Genomic DNA, 18,912 nt, shown 5'->3' with positions numbered 1-18,912 from the left:
GGGGTGTTTTCTTTTAAACAACCGCATTTGGTCTATTGTCCTACGCGCTTTACCTCAAATGCGTTTTATACGACCGCAATCTTTTGAAGGCTTTTATTTTTTAGAAAGCTTACCCCAAACAGAACCTGCATCATCCTTCTTGGCGGGCGACGCTTTTGCATTTGTGTTTTTACGCGTCATTTTCGGCTTCTCCTCTTTCTGCCTACTATCACTCTTATTAAGTGCGCTTGGTTTAGTGCCAATAGCATTCGAGCTTTTCGATGACTTGTTCGAAGTTTGTCGCGTAGACTCTGGTCGATACTTTTTCACCATGCCTTGCAACAAATTACGTACTACTTGATCACCCGCAGGTTTGTAATTGCGGTGGTCTGGTTTTCTAAAAAGAGCAGAAAGCTCGCTCTTACTAATTCTAAAGCCAGCCAGTTGAAGTACTTCAATCATATCTTCATCTTTGTAACTCATTGCAATACGAATTTTGCGAAGTACTTCGTTATTACTTAATCGCTCTTTAGGCCCAAGTTCTTTGGGCGCTTGTCCTTCTTGTCGACCTCGATTCTTGATAATCAATCCATCAAGAAAAAGCGCAATAATCTTATCTCGACACGGCAAATAACCCGCTTCATCTTCTCGCTTCATTACGGCATGTAAATAGTCAATTTCCATATCGTAGTTAACCAATTTAAAAATGCTTATAGCTGCAGTGTCGTTTATAGCTAACGCATAACGAAGGCGACGTAGAACATCGTTGTGAATCATGTAAGTGGGCCTGAAAGGTGGAGTAGCCAATAAGCGGCATAAATTAAAAATGTAGAGCCAACGGCTCTTTCTTACATTTTACACCACTTAAGCATTTGCATCTATCACGGCTTACAAGCAAGCGACACCATTTTTCTCATGGTGAAACCAAATTAACTTTCATGGCGTAACGATACTGTATATCTCGTTACGCTCATTTCTCTGGAGTACCGAAATTGAGCTCATTGGTAAAAGGATACTTCCATGGCAACGTTAAATCTCAATGGGAAAGACGTCAGTCTCCCTGATGACCCACGAACTACACTTTTAGATTTTCTTCATCAACATTTATCACTTTTTGGTACTAAAAAAGGCTGCGACCACGGCCAGTGCGGTGCATGTACGGTTATCGCCGACGGCGAGCGCATCAATGCGTGCTTAGTCTTTGCATTTCAGCTAGAAGGCGCTGAAGTCACAACGATTGAGGGTATAAGTGAAGATGAAGCGCTTCATTCCTTACAACAGGCCTTTATCGAGCGTGACGCGTTTCAATGTGGCTACTGCACATCCGGTCAGATATGTTCAGGGGTATCTTTGCTTCGCGAGATGAGTAATGAAGACCCTAGCGCTGTTACCTACAGCCGTTCTCGTAATAGTACAGCAGCTCTTAAGGAAGACATCAGCGAACGCATGAGCGGTAATCTCTGTCGATGCGGCGCTTATCCGAATATTGTGGATGCAATCACAGATGTCATTGCTTTGGAGAAACAATAATGCAGCCATTTGACCTCCATCATTATAACGGCGAAACCCAGTTAGATAGCTTCCCTTTAAACAATACATCACGTTTTTTGGCAGGCGGCACCAACCTTATAGACTTAATGAAACTACAGGTAGAAACGCCTCAAACATTGGTGAGTCTAGCGAAATGGGAAAAAGCTAACGCTATCACCGAAGACGACAATCACTATTATATTGGCGCCATGGTGACCAATTCTGACTTAGCGAAATTTGCTCACACGCAGCCCTCACTGTCTTTACTTGCACAAGCTTTATTAAGCGGCGCAACGGTTCAACTAAGAAACCGGGCGACGACGGCCGGCAATTTATTACAGCGTACCCGTTGTTATTATTTTTACGATACAACGAAAGCATGCAACAAAAGAGAGCCTGGTACTGGCTGCAGTGCACTTAACAGTATGAATAGAATTCACGCTATTTTTGGTATCAGCGAGCATTGTATTGCCACCCACCCTTCCGACATGGCTGTGGCCATGATGGCCGTAAACGCTCAAGTGCACACCCAGCAACCTAATGGCAACACTCGCAAAATTGCGCTGAGAGATTTTTATTATGAACCGGGTGACACACCACACATAGAACATCAATTAGCTGAAGATGAACTTATTACCCATGTCAGCATAGAGAAGAAAGCTAATGGCACGCAGTACTACCACAAAGTACGAGACCGTTCTTCGTATGCATTTGCCCTTGTGTCTGTTGCTGCTGGTTTAAAAATTGATGACGGACGAGTTAAAGATCTTACACTCGCCTTTGGTGGTGTAGGCACTAAGCCTTGGTACCCGCAAAAGGCTATTCGTGTTCTTGAAGGCGCTGAGATAACACCTGAAGTTATATCGCAAGCGGCTGAAGCTGAATTATCTAGCGCAAGGACCTACGGCAGTAACGATTTCAAGCCAAAACTATTGCGCAGGACGTTAGAAAAAGTGCTTTTAGAGATAGCAGAACATCAGGAAAAGCACCCGCAGCATGAAGGAGCTTTATATGACAACGCATAACGCTAAAACGGTAGGAACGTCAGTTAGCCGGGTTGATGGCGCTGCAAAAGTGACAGGCCAAGCAAAGTATGCTGCAGAGCATATGAGCGAACGCGCTCCTTTAATAGGCTGGGTTGTATCAAGTGACACTGCCGTAGGTGAAATCACATCCCTTAATACAGAGCAAGCAGAACAGGCCGATGGCGTACACGCGGTGATCACACATATTAATGCGGGGCCCCTTAAGCCATTTAGCAAGCCTGCGGATGAAAGTAGGTTTACCCAAAGTCGCGCTGTGCTTAACGAGCCTCACATTCGTCATTTTGGTGCGCCCGTGGCATTAGTTATTGCTGACACTTTGGAGCAAGCACGCTTTGCTGCAAGTCTAGTCAGCTATACCATAAATGGTAAAACACCAGACTTACTCACAGAGTTTGATGATGCTACGCAAAAGCCAGAGTCGCTAGATGGTGGGTTTGAAGCAGATGCATCTAGCGGAAACAAACCACAGCAAAGCGATATTCGCGCAAGCATCCACACAACCTATACCACGCCAAGCCAAATCTCGGCCGCAATGGAGCCCCACGCCACGGTTGCCGACTTTAAAGATGGAAAGCTTGAGGTCTATTGTAGCGTGCAAATTATTGCAACGGCTGTAGAAGCGCTCGCTATTACTCTTGAAATGGATGTAGAAGACATTGTAGTGCAAAGTCCGTTTGTAGGTGGTGGCTTTGGCTCTAAACTAGGTCTTCACTACGATGCTACGCTTGCTTGTATAGGGGCTAGGCAATTAGAACGCGCAGTAAAGGTGGTGTTAAGTAGACGACAAGTCTTTTATAACACTCCCCACCGCGGGCACAGTACACAGCAGATAAACCTTGCATCTGGTGATGATCATGCACTGTTAAGCATACAGCACAAAAGCGCTATGCCCAAAGCCAAAGGCTATGAATTTGCCGAAGCAACGGGGGCTGGCGCACGGGTTACCTATAAATCACAGTTTATTGAAAGTACGCATAGAGTCAAAGACGTTGACCTGCCGCTTATCGACTCTACCCGCTCTCCCGGCGACGCCATTGGTTCGTTGGCTTTTGAGTCGGCTATTGATGAACTTGCGCATGAAGCAGGCATCGACCCGCTTACGTTTCGCATAAAAAACCTGCCAGTAGTGCACCCTATGAAAGGCACGCCCTTTACTACCCACAACTTGGGGGAGTGCCTTCGCCAAGGCGCGCAAAACTTCAAATGGCAGCACAAAGCACAGCCCACACCAGGGAAAAAAATTGGTCATGGGGTAGCCAGCGCCATGCGTATGAATGTGCTTGTTGAAAGCTCGGCGGAAGTGGAATTAAGTGCAAACGGTGAGGTAACGGTTCGTACTGATATGACAGATATTGGGACAGGAACCTACACCATTCTTACCCAAATTGCCGCAGACACCTTAAATACGTCGGTAGACAATGTCACGGTAAAACTTGGTGATAGCCGCTACCCCGCCTCATGCGGCTCAGGTGGCTCATTCGGAGCCGCTAGCTCTGGCTCGGCGGTTAAAAAGGCGTGTGAAGCGCTTATTGCGAATATTAAAAGCTCACTTCCCCCAGCTCTTAGCCAGGCAAAAGTATCCATATCAGATGGGAAAGTAAAGTTGGTGCCTTGCGCACAAAGTGACAATGATGGCGCAACTGAAGTGCACTTGCTTGACAAATTTATCTCTAACAACGACTTCCCTATGTCAGCAACCGGGAAAGTATCCGAAGACGACACCAGTGATGATGAGCAGTACTCCTGCGGTGCGCACTTCGTGGAAGTTGAGGTAGATGAATACACAGGTGAAGTTAGGCTGCTTCGTCAGTATGGCATGTTCAGTGCAGGGCAGATCTTAAATATGAAAACAGCTGCCTCGCAGATAAAAGGAGGGATGGTGTGGGGTGCAGGCTATGCGCTTACCGAAGGAATCCACCATCACACAGATACGGCAAGCTTCGTAAACCCAGACTTCGGTGAGTATCACGTTGCCGTAAATAGAGATATTAGCGAGGTAAGTTTAGATTTTTTGCAAGAGCCTGATTATGCCGCATCGCCAGTAGGCGCAAAAGGTATTGGTGAACTAGGCATTACTGGTGCCGGCGCCGCTATTGCTAACGCGATTTATGATGCATGCAAAGTGCGGGTACGAGACTTTCCCATTACTATGGATAAAATAATCGCAGGTAAAAAATAAACGTTAAAGAAGCGGCCTAATTAGGCCGCTCCAATACACATTATTTCAAATGACTATCAAAAAAATCTACCGTTCGGCGCCACGCTAATTCCGCGTCTTTGGGGCTGTAACGACTTGTCGAATCGTTGTGGAAACCATGCTGTGCTTTGGCATAAGTAAAGGCTTCGTACTCAGCGTCATTTTCCTCTAATACGGCTTTATAGCTCTCCCATGTGGCATTCACCCGCTTATCGTTTTCAGCAAAGTGAATCAATAAAGGGCCTTTCACTTCTTTAATTAACGGCGGGTTAGCTGGTGTCCCGTAAAAAGGAACCGCAGCGTCTAACTTGTCAGGTATGCTGGCCGCTAGAAAATTAGCAATATAGCCGCCAAAGCAAAAACCTACTACGCCAAGCTTACCTGTTGTCTTTTCATGATCTTTAAGCCACAGCGCTGCCGCTACCATGTCTTGCTCTATTTTGTCCTTATCAAGGCTCTTTTGCATAGCGCGGCCGTCGTCATCATTTCCCGGATAACCACCTAGCGGAAACAGCGCATCTGGAGCAAAAGCCACATAACCTTGCATAGCAAGTCTTCTAGCTACATCTTTTATATAAGGGTTTAAACCGCGATTTTCGTGTACCACTAAAACACAAGGCGCAACGCCAGATTCAGGTAAGCTAGTGGGCTGTACTAAATAACCACCGCCTTCACCGTGGCCTTTGGGCGATGAAAAGACTTCGTAAGTAGCTTTAATAGCTGGGTCGTTAAACGACACTTGCTCTGCTTTTGCATAGTCAGGAATAAGTGCGCCACCAATAGCGCTTACGGTGAGACCAGCAACCGAAAGTGAAGCAAGACGAGTTAAAAACGTTCGGCGGTCTATATCTCCGTGGGCGTATTCATCGTACCAATCAAATGCCTGTTGCGGTATTTGAAGAGCTTCGTCTACTGAGTTACTTAACTTTGTGCTTTCATCTGATTTCATACCGTTCAATCCTTTAAAATATAGAAAATTGCACTCACATGGTGCCCAAATTACATTCTGATAAACGCTGCAAACGAATGGGAAAACAAAGAAAACTTGTGTCGTTCTACCTTTTTAATGCTGGTGCCTTTGTATGTATCGCTGAGCGTTTTCTTTACCCATATACTTACCCAACGTACGCTTATCCACTTGCGCGAGATTGACAACAATTAAACCATCCAACGCATCATTAAATGCTGGATCAACGTTAAAACATACAAGTTTTCCGTTCAGTCCCAGATACTGTTTCAGTAAAATCGGAATTCCTGGGCCTTTCTCTAAACGGGACAGCACTTTAGAAAATAAACCTACGTCGCCTAAGGAAGACAGCATATCTGATTGCCAAAACGTATTATTAGAAGGTGCTAAAGGAGTGGTCGGCTGAACGAGCTTCGCCTTTTCATTGTCATAATGAGTGACCGTCATCACTGAAGCAATAAGTTGTCTAGCAACAGGGCTATAGTCGTTGCTAATACTCACCGGACCAAACAAATGAGTATATTTAGGATTCTTGGCAACGAAATGAGCAATACCTTTCCATAAAAGTAATAAAGGCTGCAGTTGGCGCTGGTACGCCGGCGCAACAACAGAACGTCCCACTTCAATACTGTCGTCCATGCTGTTCAAAAAAGCAGAATCATAATTGAACAAGCTGCGTGAATATAAGCCTTCAATACCACTTTGTTGAATTAGCTCTTTTGTAATGCCTAACCTATAGGCTCCCACAATATCGTGTTTTTGTTTTTGCCAAACGAAGAGTTGTAAATAGGACCGGTCGTACTCGTCTGTATCACTAGCATTTCCACTTCCTTCTCCGACTGCGCGAAAGCACAATTCCCTGACTCTGCCAATTTCCATAAGACTATTGGGAATCCGGTTTGAAGATACGCAATAAACTTCAAGATCACCTTGGGAGAGTAACAAATCATCATCGTTAAGTTCTTCAACTTCTTTGGCGAGCAATGCCTTATCTACGGCATCCATCACTGGGGTAGCATAATAATTACGGTTTTCATCACCATTTATTGAGGTGCTGTCACCGTTTCTTGAGGAGTTCAGTAAATAGGTATTAAGTCTTAGGTAATCAGCAATGCACTTATCATTGTCAAGCTTATTTAGCTCCTTCGCCTCAATAACATCTCCTAAAGAAACCGTTATTGTTTTCCCGCTTTTATTAATGAGCTCACGAGGAAGCAGCAGCGTTCTTAGTAACGGATGTACTCTACCAGCTTGGTAAAACAACCGGCTATTCACTCCATCAATAAACAAAGGCAATACTTGCGCTTGTGAACGTCGCACAAAACCGCCAATAGACTTACTCCAATCTTTGTCAGTAATTTGATTTTGCCCAGATTGCCAAGACGACACTTCGCCGGCGGGAAAGACAATGAGTACACCACCTTCGCTTAAATGGCGATGCGCTTCCTTTACTGCCCGTGTATTTGTTGAGCGAGAAGATTTAGTTTCAAAAACATCCACACCAATAAATAATCGAGCAAGCTGTGGAATTCTGGATAACATTTCATTGGCAAGCACTTTTACGTCTTGACGGACTTTGCCGATTAGCGCAGCAAGGATCACTCCCTCTAGACCACCTAATGGATGGTTGGCAACGACGACTAACGGCCCTTTTTTAGGAATATCACCGATGCTACCTCGCTCTATTTCATAACGCGTATTAAGCTGCACAAGAACTTCGTTAGCAAACTCAAACGAATCGTCTGAAAAAGCGTATTTTTCATAAATAGCATCAAGTTTAGATAACCCCGATACCTTCTCAATTACCTTTTCACCGAAGCCAAAAGGGGTTTTTCTAGGCAGCTTGAATGGGCTAACGGCACTCATTTAAGCCCCTTATTAAGTAGCTTGTAGGTGATCCCTTCTGGATTTTTCATGTCTTTAACAAGCAAAATCACGCCGCTTATCCACACTAAACATGCCATTACGAATAAGGTGCCGCTATCATTTCCAACTATGTTTCCGGCTGCATCAAATTCAGGCATAGCAATGCCTAATGGAGTAAATAAATGAAAGAAAATTGCACCCGACATAATACCAACAGTCATTGCGGCGCCTAAACCATGCAGCCGGCTAAATAAGAGAATAGATGCGATTAACTCTGCTATACCAACTAAATAGCCACCATATTCTTTGAACCAAGCTAGATTTGCCCAATCACCCAAGGTACTAAAAATATGAATTGTTTCTATCGAATTAGTAAATTTAAAAAACAATGATTGGACAAAAATAAAGGCGACAAAAACCGATAGAACAATCTCTAATGGTGGTTTTTTCATGTTTTATATCTCTTTCGTTATTTACTAAGAATTGGCCAATTCAAATCAGCTTGTGAAATGTGTAAAGCGCGATCAGCGTCCCAGTCATTTTTGACTTTTTTGTTGTAATTTAAATATAGCTTGCCATCAACAATTGCCCAGTATTCAGCATCGCCTGGCGCAAAATCATTCATAGCTGAAACAGCCCACGCGCAATACCCACCATATTGCGGAGCATAGCGTTCAGGATCTGCCCTAAACCTTTCAAGGTTAGTTTTAGAAGAAAAGTACCAATCAGCACCTTTGTATTCGGTAACCCAGTCACTCTTTCCTTTCACAGGAGCATCGCCTTTATCTAGAGAAAAATAGGCAACTGTATCGTACCCGCCCACCGCTTTACTGCTAAATAAACCTGTGTAAATTTCATCTTCTGCAAACGCATTAAAGCTAATTATTGCAATAAAAAGTAACGCTATTCTCTTCATATTTTGACCCTTAGTTTTTGCATTGGCACAGCGTTGTCGCTTACCAATTAATTTTGTTCTACTTCACAGAGCGAATTGTCTATAGCCACTTTGCCTATCACCGCCTTATTTGAGGCGCATTTGTGAACGGCGGCTTCGCTAAAAAGGCTTTCCTCTATCGACTCGTAATACATGTCTTGTAACTCTTTAGAAACAAAAATAGACGTTAAACTTACCGTTCTAGCGTCCTCTCTATTCATAAGAGGTGAGAGAAAAGGCGTCTGTTTATTATAAGACCGATGGAATTGCGGCCCTATTTCATGGCTAGGTAAGGTTTTAGATAAAAGGCGAAAAAGTGAATGGCGGTATTGATAAGCTTCTTCAAAATGAAGCGCTGCTGAAACTAGCGGTGGTTTGACTCTCTTTTCAGCAAGATTGTGTCCATCCCAAATCCAACTTTGAATTTCCTGACCTGTGAAATCTCTGTCAAAAATGGCTAGTGTGAAAGGCGCTGTTCGCTCAAGTTCATAGCGTCTCAATCGGAATAACACGTCGCTGTAGGAATTCGCGCTGGCTAAATGTTTTACCAACAAACCTCTGCTAATTAGCGGGCCCTGAGGAACTTCTCCTTGGTAATAGTTCAAAAGGCAAACAGCTAAACCGTGTTCGTTTACAGAAATCCACGTCCCCTGCCCTTCAGGGTCTATAGGCATAGTGCAATAAACGCCATCGAGCAGAAATGTCTGTGGTTTTAACGCGCTTTTTCGTGTTCGCTGCTCGTCTCTATTAAAGTAAATACGAGTGGTTCCATCTTCTGTCTTTTGCCAGCTTAACGTACACATGCTATTGCGACCGTCTAAAGCTTGCAGTACTAGGGGCCACACCAAAATTACTTACCGCTCTTATTCCCTGCATAGAAGCCGCTAGTTTGATCATGGCAAAATGGTGGGTGGCATGAAGTGCGACGAAGCTAAGCTCTCGACCTAACGTTGATGAGGCTTCATCAATAGCCTTTTTTGAAACTAATGTTTCTAGCTCAACTTGTATAACTGCCCCCAAACAAGCATCGCTAATATCACAAAGCCATTTATTCAACATTGCGATCTCTTTTTTAGCGACCTCTATATCTCTTTCTACTGCGTGCCCGCGCCGACGAATGTTGTAATCTACTTTGTCTTCAGCAGTGGCTAAAGAATGAAACAAATCCAACCAGTGCCTAAAGTGTTCACCTATTGAACTTTCCATGTGCGGGGTGCATACCGCAACATAGTCGATTTGAGAAATACTCTCTAAAAAATCTAAACCCTGGTTAAGTACTTCTTCACACCCTAAGATAATGGTAGATACTGACGACCGTTGACTCGCCTTTTCGTTTAAATGAATGGTTTTCATAATACCTCGCAAAGACTAATCAGTAGACGGATAGTGCTGTACTAGCTGCTTTTCTTCTTTCCAAGCTGAAAGCAACTGCTTAATTGACGGTGGGCTAATACCTCGCTTTTTTTGTTTATACCCAATTTGGTATAGCAAGCGATATTGGTACATTAACGTAGAAAAGATTTCGGTAAGCGAAGCATCACTATCCCAAATATGGGCTGCTTCACTGCTTGCGCCGTTAATTTCTAAAATATCAAAGTCGCCACCCGACATTAGTTGGCTAATGTCGTCGAACTTAATATCCAGACGCCCGTAATGAAAACCATCAAAATCTTTAAGTACTTCGTCAAACTTCTGTTCCATCTGGGGGGTTATAAACGCGTTACCGTTTTTAAAAATAGAACCGCGCGAGTGACTCCCAGCAAAGGCTAATTGAAATTCCTCGCCTTCTGGCACTACCCAGTTAAGCTTTTCTTTATGCCTTGGCAAATACAAATGCGCCAGTTTTCCCGCACGGGAATCTCGTTGGATAAGTACTTCCAAGGTATCTACACCGTTACCCACAACGCATGCAGCATATTTGAAGGTCATTGAAATTATCTTGCCCTTTTCTTCATCAGGTTGTCGCACATAAAACACCCCTGCCTCGGCTTGATAAATGGACTTGGCTTGCAGTAAAAAGCGGCTGTCCGTAGGAAAGCTTTCGATGTAATTAAACAAGTCCTTATTATTTTTAATCAGCTTAACGCCTGCCCCTCGACACCCCAAGTCTGGCTTCGCTACCAGCGGATATTGAAGACCTTGGGTTTCAAGTGTAGGTAAAAGTTTGGACAAAATATCTTCGCTGTTTCCTGTCGTCTTTTTAACCGTATAAAAAGGAAGGATATACTGTTTGGTAATCGGCCCCACTGCTTCGAAAATATCGTTTTTTGACTCGCCCACCATACCGCTTAGTTTAATTGCTGGGTTTGCAGAAAGTGGAAGAGCCCAGTCGAATCTCGCCAAACCTATGATCAAGCTTTGCAAAACGACAGGGGCGTAAGCTACCCACGCAGGAATAAATTCAAATGGCGAGATATCTCGTTTAGAAATAGGAAGTTGGGGCAACCCTGCATTAACGCGACCTTGCTCGATTACACAAATATTACTTAGTGGCACTATAAGCCTCTCTTTTAAAATAGCTTTGCAACGTTTTATTAACCAACCACATGATCACCGCTGCACTTAGAACAAACAAAAGCATGTTTTGCTGAACCACATCAATTGAACCTAATTTATGAAGTGTGCCAAAAATTATGCTAGTCCAAAGCACGCTAGCCAAAAGCACTGCTGCCGTAAAAATCCACACGGGAACGGCTATAAAACCACTTACAGAGTAGCCCACTGTTCTTAAGCCTGGTACAAAACGAATAATGAACAAATGAACGAAAGCGCCCTTCAGTAGGCGTTTTTGAATAGCACGAAACTTTTGTTTTTTTACCAGCCTGAAACGCATAGCCCTTACTTTCCTTGCCATTCTTCCTAACCAGTAAAGCCCTAAATCACCGGTGGCAATGCCTAGAAAAATAGCTAAAAGCGCTAAGTGCGTGGGCAACAAGTCGTTTGAAGACATAGCTGCTGCCGTGACGATAGCGACGTCCTCTAATAAATAAGACAGAATTACAATTCCAACCATCAACAGGGCTGTAGAGTGCGAACCATTTAAAAGCCCGTGTTGAATTGATGTAACAAACTCCATGCTGTTCTTCTTAAACTCTAGGTATACGTCTTAAAAGATAGCTGTAAGACAATAAAAATTTCTTAAACATCTAAGAAATAGACTAATTAACTAATTTTTCTGGCAAAAGACATAGGTTTAAAGTGGAAAATCAATTCAACCAAGATGCTGCGACCTGAAGTGGCGAAGGGTCGCTTTCTTGCGATACCCAAACCACAATAGCCTTTCGAGTTGTACTAGTTTGACTATTTTCTGGAAACGGTAAATGCCCTTGATAATACTGAGTATCGAAGCTCAACGTATCCTGTTCATAGTCGATAACAACAAAATCATGAACGAGTTTCCGCCCTGCGTTCTCACCTCGCTTTACCGATGTTTCTATGCCAAAACCAAGTAATGCCGCGTGAACCGTTAGCGAAGGGTTATCCCTGCTCGCGTTTGTTTTATTGAACGTCACGTTTATGTTGTCGTTTTCTACCGAAGCATGAAGTACGCCAGACAAAGGGGCGGTTTTGTTCGGTAACGGCTGCCCGCGAAACCAACCGTTCCAAGCACGGCCATTTAGGGCAAAACCGGGCGTGGCGATAGTGTTGGCTTTACCTACACGCTTGTAGTCTCGTTGCCTTTTACTAAAAGCACTGTCAGCGAAGGGATCTTTCCAACCCAAATAATCCCAATAGTCCACATGAAAGTTAATGGGAACTAACTCAGTCCATAACTTCTCGCTATCTACAAAGCCTGAAATCCATTTTTCAGCCGGTGGGCAGCTGCTGCAACCTTGGGATGTATAAAGTTCCAAGACGGTTGTTTGATTAGGCGTGCTGGTAAGTATGAAAGGCGCGCCTGCTGATTCATTGGATAATGAGTTTGTCGTTAGCAACGGTGCTAATTCAGACGCTGGAACATGCGCTAAACCTGCGGTTTTACTCTCATTAGAGTGCAGAGTAAGGGCAGCTTTAACTATGGGGTTCTTTGCAGCTTGGCTCGAAGCATTATCTACGTCTCTATTTATAGATGTTGAAACCATCGATTGTTCCGGCTGTGCATTAATACGCCAGTCGTAATCAATAAAGCGAAGCTTGTAATTGGAAGGTATTGGTTGCTCAATATATTGGTTGATGTATTGGGGTAAGTCTCGGGCTTTGCCCGACGCAACAAAGTCTTCTGTATAGAAGTCTAATATTTCTGACACATACGCTCGTTTGCGCTTACCATCTAAATAGAAGTGCTTTTTCTTGCTGAAAAATTCATAGGTAAGCTGTTCTAGCGTTTCATTTAATTGCTCTGGGTAAAATGGCGTTTTAGGTAGTCGTGGACAATCTTTCACCATACAGTTAAGCGCGAAGTGTGCCCTTGGTTCGTTTAACGGCCTTATCACGTCATTTTCATAGTCGTATAAATTAGTGACTTTCCCGCCAATCACCACATCTCGAAACTTAAAAAAAGCGGCGCGAGAGAAAAAGCTTGTAAAGCCATCTGGAATACCTTTTTCAACCACTCCATACATTGCCAATGCGTTGTAGCTATTGATGTGATAGCTCATTACTTCTTCTGGCGAAGTGAATAATTCAGGTGTTGCTGTTGGACTAGCAAAGCCAATAAAAGATACGACATTTTCTAGTGGCGCAATATCCTCAGACAAGGCCTTAAAATTAGTTCGCCCTTCTTCATCAACATAATTTGCTAATACATACTCCCAGTCTTGGGTCGCTTGTTTGTAAGCTTGCTTCAGCGTAACAAGCGCTTGGTTTTCAGCGTTAGCACTCATTGAATTTACTTCATTTGGCTTTTCGCTTGCACTTACACTCTGTACCAAAAACAACAAGAAAAGCGCTAAAACCCATGAAACAAACACTCGCGAAGCGTCACCGAAAGCGCTGTTAAACTTGAGCGAATTAGAATACTGCATGGCTTCTTCCTTATCCTATTTCTGAAGTTTGTTGATTTGAGGGAACGCTACTTGCTCTAGCGCCAAGTTCGTTATTAACCCCGTGAACTAACTCATGACTTAGCTCTTGGCTTAACTCTTGACTTGGCCCTTGATTTAACACCTTAGGTGACTCACTGATTGATTCGTTTGAGGCCCCAATGATGGGTTCGTGAACAGGCTCATCATTGGCAAGCAGTCGAATAGGGATCACGTTATCTTCTCGATAGCGCTCTCCTAATGGCTGGTATTGCTTTACCTGCCCGCGATGGTTGGTGTAAGAAAGTGGTTTCAATATATGCTCATCGCGCTCGGCGTTATGTTTACACATGGAAACAGGGCCGTCTGCTGTCATTACCATGAATGAACACGCATCAATTCTGTCCTGCTGCAGCGCACTGGCATCCATAAAGTTTTGAACGAAAAACGACAGTTTATGCACACGCCCGCGACTTTTAACTAAACTAATGCGCATTTCCAACAGCTTGGCCGATGTTGCTTTGGCGAGCTTCCAAATCCATAGTGGGCGAGCAAGCAGTGCTTTACTGTAATCCCATATAATCTTTGCGGTGCCATGCTGCCGGGTTGTTTGTATGTGCTTAAAGTCTTCAATAAATTGCGCAAACAATTGCGCGTTATCAACTACCGAATAGACTTGATTATCGGCAACTAAAGTGGGCATGTAGCTGTGGCAATCGCTATGCCCTATACGTACCTTTTCCCACGGCAAAGCTTTAGATATCGTTTTTTCAATGGCCGCTTTTACAGTAAGCGGGTCGACCACATCAGTTCGTGCCCCCCACTCGCCTCGACCGGTTTCAGCCTGAAGCTGAAACGAAGCAAAACTAACTGCACCTGCGTGTTGTACAAAAAAGTCCACCAGCATGGGCAGTTCTTTGAAGTTGTCGGTGTGCACTGTGGTGTTAAAAATAACCATAAGGCCCAGACCTTTGGCCCGCTCTATGTAATCTTCACGAATAGCATTTAACGACTGCTCATCATCATAACCTTTGCGCTCTTGTGTGGTGTCTACGTGGAATGCAACGTCGTTAAGCCCAGCTTCGGCTAACTCAGTGAGCAGGTCTCTTGTGGCAGCAATACCATTTGTAAAAAGCGCCGTATGTAAGCCAAGTTGATTTGCATAAGCAACAATATCGATAAGCTCGCTGCGTTTTCTTAACGTAGGGTCGCCCCCTGTAATTTGCACACTGGTTCCGAGCCCATAGTGTTTAAGCACGTTGTCTAAACGCTTAAATACTTCTTGAATGGGAATATCACGAACTGCTTGCGAATGCTCTGACAAATAGCATAAGGTGCAATCAAGATTACATTTTTGCGTGATTTCAACAGCAACACAGCCAATGGTGTGCGTTCGCCCCAAAAGTTGATTGGGAGTAAAATGTTCACCCATTCGCTTTCGTGTAGAAGCAAGTTGTTGATTTCTTGTAGTACCAGGGGAGCACGCCATTTTAATGTGCCTTTTTCAAACTACTCAGTATCAACAAAGACCTTTTACATTTGAAAATACTTTCAAGGCATGCCGTTTTTTTGCACTAGCCACATTGTTTTATTGTGTAACAAGTCATGCAGAAACTAGCGAAGCACAGTTAGAAGTAGCTACACAATTGAGTGCGTTCGAGGAAGTGAAAAGCCTTGTTTTTTCTGACCCTTACTCCAGCCTTCCGCAATATGAGGTATCGCGTAAACACTTTGACGTTAGCGGCGAAAACATACTGCTAAAACACGCTCAGAGAACCCTTTCATCAAATGCAAATTTTATCGAATTAGGTACCAAACATAAGCTACTTCAAGCCAACGGAATATGCTTTTCCGGTACTTGGAAGATAAATCAAAACAGCCCTTACACTGGGCTTTTTCAAGCGGGTACGGAGATACCTGTTATCGTTAGAGCATCCGTCAGTTTAAGCGGAACAAAGCAGCGGGATAAGCGAGCATTTGGGATAGCGATTAAGCTTTTTCCTTATGCCCATAGTGCACTTACTGAGAACATATTTCTTATGCACTCCCTTGGCGGTACGAAAACAAAGTATGTGGCAAACCTGCCTATGACTAACGAACCAGCGCTTGGTGAGCTGCCTCCCTTTAGCCAATTGCTTACCGCCTATCGATTGGAAAGCGATTTGGAGGAAGCCGATAAAGCGTTTAGCGGCAAAAAAGCTAATGCGCGGTTTAGACCAGTATCTCATCTGGCAGCAGTAAAGGTCGGTGATGCAAGCTCAAGAGTGGCGGGGCATACAGAAGAAAGTACGTTAGAACTGAGTATTTCAGCGCCAACAACTTCGAAAGGAATCGAATTAGAGCGCGAACTTGAAATGAAAACCGAAAAACAAGGCCCCCACTGGCTAAGAGCAGCATTAAACTCAGATACACCGCTGGTAAATAAAGACGACTTTCGAGATGAATTGTCGTTACGGCATTATCCCAATCAGACGCTGTCTTGGGTTTTGTCTGCCGCCAATTTTAACGATGCAGGAATAGATAAAGCTAAATGGCAAGAGATTGGCGAAGTTACGTTAACCGAATCAGTCCTTTCACTTACCTGCGATACTAAGCTTCACTTTAACCATCCTGCCATTAAATGACGCTAAGTATTTCCGTTTAAACGGGTAAACCCCGCGCTAGACGGTTTTTACTGCCTATCGAGATTACCGTATAGTATGCGATGTATTCATCGTTTTGTTTTAAGTGTTGTTTCATGCCCGCTTCTTTTCGCAAAAACAGTCGCAGTATTCACTTGTGGCTATCGCTAGTTATCTTTATTCCTGTGGTCATTGTTATCGCTAGCGGCTTGTTATTGCAGGTCAAAAAAGAATTCGACTGGATCCAGCCGCCTACGCAAAAAGGCCAAAACAGCGCGCCAACGCTTTCCTTTGGGGAAGTGCTTGATGCAGTAAAACAGATACCCCAAGCTAACTTAAACAATTGGGACGATATCGACCGTTTAGATGTTCGCCCCGGAAAAGGTATCATAAAGGTGCGTGGCAAGAACCACTGGGAAGTGCAGCTCAATGCACAAACCGGCGATGTGCTTCAGGTAGCCTATCGGCGCACAGACACTATTGAAGCCATTCACGACGGCAGCTGGTTTTTTGAAGGCGCCAAGCTTTGGCTGTTTTTACCGGCTGCCTTTTTGCTTTTTGTGCTGTGGGTAACTGGCCTTGTTATGTTGTACACCACCCTGAAAAGCAAATATCGAAAAAAGAAATACCGCCAGCCGCTAAATAACTCATAGTTGATAAGTAATGGCTAGCTGTACACTTTCCCCTTGAGCAAACGCGGCTTTATCATCAGCGCTAGTGTAATAGTGTTGATTAGTGAGGTTACTCCAGCTTGCTTGAAGTTGAACCCTCTCACTTAATTGCCAATCTGCGCCGATGTCTAGGGTAAAAACGTCGCTAAGGGCTCGTTCTCCGTCTGCAATGTCTGTCTTACTGGCTCGATAGCTTAGTACCGTGAAAAATCGCGTGTCTTGCCAATTAACACCTACATCTAGGCGCTGATTGTTTGCCGGTATATCTGCAATGTTATTACCCAAGTTGTCTTCACCGCTAATCCGCATGCCGCTGAGTCGAGCATCTAAGGTATTATCTTGTGATTGCCAGCTAACCTGATAGCTTACGCCTTCTATAGTTGCACTATCTAAATTAGCGTATTGAAGTACATCTTCAGCAACTGTAATGCGTTCAATATAGTTATCAATTTGCTGGTGAAACACTTCAATTGAGCCCTGAATGTGCTTTGCACTATAGGCCACGGTTAGCTGTTTATTAAGGGCCTGTTCGGTTTCAAGCTGTATACTACCCAGCACGGTACCTCGAGGAGTTTCCCCAGCAAAGAAACGCTCAGTTAACGATGGGTTTCGAAATGCACTAGAAACATACACGCTAGCCGCCCAATGTGATGAAAGCTGATAATTTGCGCCCAGATAGCCACTAAAATTCGTGATTGATTGCGACCTTCTAGGCTGGGCATTACTAGGCTGGGCATTACTAGGCTGGGCATCATTAGACTGGGTTGGGCTGGCACCTGAATCATCAGACTGTTGCTGCCAATCAATTCGAGCACCTAATGCCAGAGACAAGCTTCGCCACTGGCGTGAAGTATCTACAACGATTGCGGTATTAACTTCACTGGCATCAAGCGTACGCACTTCATACGCCAGGTCAGATTCAAATGAGCCTAATGAAAAGTCTGACAGCGCAGAGTCGGTCAATACGGTTTCTGATGGCGTTAACGTAAATTCCCTCTCATCGGACACCACGCCTTCCCGACCGGATAGCTGGAGCTGCCAGTTTAGTTCCCAGTCTTTTAACCGTATATCTGTATTAATGTTAAGGCCATAATCAAATGCCTTGTTTTCGCTGTCATTTATACGACTGTCTGGTCGCAACACCGAGGTATCTAAGCTTGATTTATGCCACCAGATATTCCCAGCAAATAGATTAGCTTCAAACGCTATTTTGCCAAGCCAATGGGTATTGTTTGGGTAGGTTGTTATTCGACTTTTTGGGTAGTCACTACTGGATTTACCAATGTCGTTGTTATCAGAATAAAGTGTCCAGGCTTCTTTTATGATGCTGTTTTCAGCTCTGTGCCTGAGAAACAGCCCTGTTTGTTCAAATTGATCGAACAGCGTATTTCCTTTCGCATCCTCACCGTTATTCGCGCTCCTGTATGAGATATTCCAATCTGTATCCCCCAACTTTTCGGTGCGGTTTACGCCGTTTTTACTGCCATCGGCAACACTGGTACCGGCATAACTCACGGCTTTCATCTGCTGATTACTGCTGTAACTTACTCTTAAATGGGGCTCTAGTAGCGATTCAAACTGTAAATTCACCGCGCCGCCAATAGCGCCCGAGCCTAGATAAGTGGAAGCTGCGCCCGGTATTACGGTGGCTGAAGAAATAAAGTCAGGCGGAATAAAGCCTATACTTGAGCCTGCACGCCTATCGCTGACAATAGGTACACCGTCCAGTAAGGTTTGAATTCGCCACCGCGAGAACCCTCGCACACTAATACTTTGTATCTGTCCGCCCTGCCCGTTTAATGATATTGACGGCGATTGAAGTAGCACATCATTAGCGTGCAAAGGCGAAACCAGGCTACTTTTATCAAACGCATATTGAGGGAATATGCGTGACAGCGCTTCATCATAATAGGGACGCGTAGCTGTTACCGTATAGCGTTCAACGCTTTCAAATGGTTCGCTTCGAGCAAAGCTCGCTGTCGATAAAAGTGATAACAAAAACACTGCAAAAACCCTTGTCGAGAATATAGGCGACGAACATATAAAAGGCGAAGCACTAGATGCAGGTAAACCTGATGAAATTTCGATAAACATTGAAGAACGTTGAACTGGCAAAAAAGAAAACAATAAAGGTCTCACT

17 protein-coding genes are annotated in these 18,912 nt (G+C 44.1%); 5 read left to right on the top strand and 12 right to left on the bottom strand.

Translation table 11 applies throughout. The features are described 5' to 3' along the window. Positions 1-93 precede the first annotated feature (93 nt). On the bottom strand, positions 94-756 hold the full coding sequence (locus D1814_RS13265; protein ID WP_118493013.1) for a DUF1456 family protein: 663 nt from the start codon (positions 754-756) through the stop codon (positions 94-96). A 243-nt stretch (positions 757-999) separates the two neighbouring features. On the opposite strand from D1814_RS13265, the gene D1814_RS13260 reads away from it, so the two are divergent. Genes D1814_RS13260 through D1814_RS13250 form a run of 3 tightly spaced genes read left to right on the top strand, consistent with a single transcriptional unit; the run spans position 1,000 to position 4,734 of the window. Beyond that, positions 1,000-1,509, top strand: a complete 510-nt coding sequence (locus D1814_RS13260; protein WP_118493011.1) for a (2Fe-2S)-binding protein — start codon at positions 1,000-1,002, stop codon at positions 1,507-1,509. Further along, a complete protein-coding gene (locus D1814_RS13255; RefSeq protein ID WP_118493009.1) occupies positions 1,509-2,534 on the top strand; it encodes an FAD binding domain-containing protein in 1,026 nt (341 codons plus the stop codon). Before D1814_RS13260 ends, D1814_RS13255 begins: the two co-directional genes overlap by 1 nt. Continuing rightward, the gene (locus D1814_RS13250) at positions 2,521-4,734 is read left to right on the top strand and encodes a xanthine dehydrogenase family protein molybdopterin-binding subunit (protein ID WP_118493007.1); all 2,214 of its coding nucleotides are present in this window, start codon (positions 2,521-2,523) and stop codon (positions 4,732-4,734) included. The genes D1814_RS13255 and D1814_RS13250 overlap by 14 nt, the downstream gene beginning before the upstream one ends. Positions 4,735-4,774: 40 nt before the next feature. Here the strand turns inward: D1814_RS13250 and D1814_RS13245 are convergent, their stop codons facing one another. The 10 genes from D1814_RS13245 to D1814_RS13200 all read right to left on the bottom strand — a co-directional run bounded on the left by D1814_RS13245 (position 4,775) and on the right by D1814_RS13200 (position 14,969). Next, positions 4,775-5,701, bottom strand: coding sequence for a dienelactone hydrolase family protein (locus D1814_RS13245; RefSeq protein WP_118493005.1), 927 nt, complete (start codon positions 5,699-5,701; stop codon positions 4,775-4,777). Between the two features lie 114 nt (positions 5,702-5,815). After that, complete coding sequence (locus tag D1814_RS13240) at positions 5,816-7,585, bottom strand: lysophospholipid acyltransferase family protein (RefSeq protein ID WP_118493003.1); 1,770 nt, start codon at positions 7,583-7,585, stop codon at positions 5,816-5,818. Further along, the gene (locus D1814_RS13235; protein WP_118493001.1) at positions 7,582-8,037 is read right to left on the bottom strand and encodes a hypothetical protein; all 456 of its coding nucleotides are present in this window, start codon (positions 8,035-8,037) and stop codon (positions 7,582-7,584) included. The genes D1814_RS13240 and D1814_RS13235 overlap by 4 nt, the downstream gene beginning before the upstream one ends. Before the next feature lie 17 nt (positions 8,038-8,054). Next, a complete protein-coding gene (locus D1814_RS13230) occupies positions 8,055-8,501 on the bottom strand; it encodes a YHS domain-containing (seleno)protein (protein ID WP_118492999.1) in 447 nt (148 codons plus the stop codon). Between the two features lie 47 nt (positions 8,502-8,548). Continuing rightward, positions 8,549-9,322, bottom strand: coding sequence for an NRDE family protein (locus D1814_RS13225; protein WP_118492997.1), 774 nt, complete (start codon positions 9,320-9,322; stop codon positions 8,549-8,551). 1 nt (position 9,323) lies between these two features. After that, the gene (locus D1814_RS13220) at positions 9,324-9,872 is read right to left on the bottom strand and encodes a hypothetical protein (protein WP_118492995.1); all 549 of its coding nucleotides are present in this window, start codon (positions 9,870-9,872) and stop codon (positions 9,324-9,326) included. 15 nt (positions 9,873-9,887) lie between these two features. Then, positions 9,888-11,015, bottom strand: coding sequence for a D-alanine--D-alanine ligase (locus D1814_RS13215; protein WP_205422062.1), 1,128 nt, complete (start codon positions 11,013-11,015; stop codon positions 9,888-9,890). Continuing rightward, positions 11,002-11,595 (bottom strand): DedA family protein, encoded by a 594-nt coding sequence (locus tag D1814_RS13210; protein ID WP_118492990.1) that lies wholly within the window; start codon positions 11,593-11,595, stop codon positions 11,002-11,004. Before D1814_RS13210 ends, D1814_RS13215 begins: the two co-directional genes overlap by 14 nt. Positions 11,596-11,725: 130 nt before the next feature. Next, positions 11,726-13,483 carry a DUF1223 domain-containing protein gene (locus tag D1814_RS13205; RefSeq protein WP_118492988.1) on the bottom strand — a complete coding sequence of 586 codons (1,758 nt, stop codon included), beginning with the start codon at positions 13,481-13,483 and terminating at the stop codon, positions 11,726-11,728. Between the two features lie 10 nt (positions 13,484-13,493). Continuing rightward, a complete protein-coding gene (locus tag D1814_RS13200; protein WP_232368886.1) occupies positions 13,494-14,969 on the bottom strand; it encodes a radical SAM protein in 1,476 nt (491 codons plus the stop codon). A gap of 157 nt (positions 14,970-15,126) precedes the next feature. On the opposite strand from D1814_RS13200, the gene D1814_RS13195 reads away from it, so the two are divergent. After that, positions 15,127-16,104 carry a hypothetical protein gene (locus D1814_RS13195; RefSeq protein WP_232368885.1) on the top strand — a complete coding sequence of 326 codons (978 nt, stop codon included), beginning with the start codon at positions 15,127-15,129 and terminating at the stop codon, positions 16,102-16,104. A 113-nt stretch (positions 16,105-16,217) separates the two neighbouring features. Further along, the gene (locus D1814_RS13190) at positions 16,218-16,754 is read left to right on the top strand and encodes a PepSY domain-containing protein (protein ID WP_118492984.1); all 537 of its coding nucleotides are present in this window, start codon (positions 16,218-16,220) and stop codon (positions 16,752-16,754) included. On the opposite strand, the gene D1814_RS13185 is transcribed toward D1814_RS13190, so the two are convergent. Beyond that, positions 16,749-18,776: a TonB-dependent receptor gene (locus D1814_RS13185; RefSeq protein WP_232368884.1), complete on the bottom strand. Its 2,028-nt coding sequence runs from the start codon at positions 18,774-18,776 to the stop codon at positions 16,749-16,751. The two genes, D1814_RS13190 and D1814_RS13185, sit on opposite strands and share 6 nt — an antisense overlap. Positions 18,777-18,912 lie beyond the last annotated feature (136 nt).

This window comes from Alteromonas sp. BL110 (assembly GCF_003443615.1).
Taxonomy (GTDB): domain Bacteria; phylum Pseudomonadota; class Gammaproteobacteria; order Enterobacterales; family Alteromonadaceae; genus Alteromonas.
This window is presented reverse-complemented; position numbering and strand designations above follow the sequence as displayed.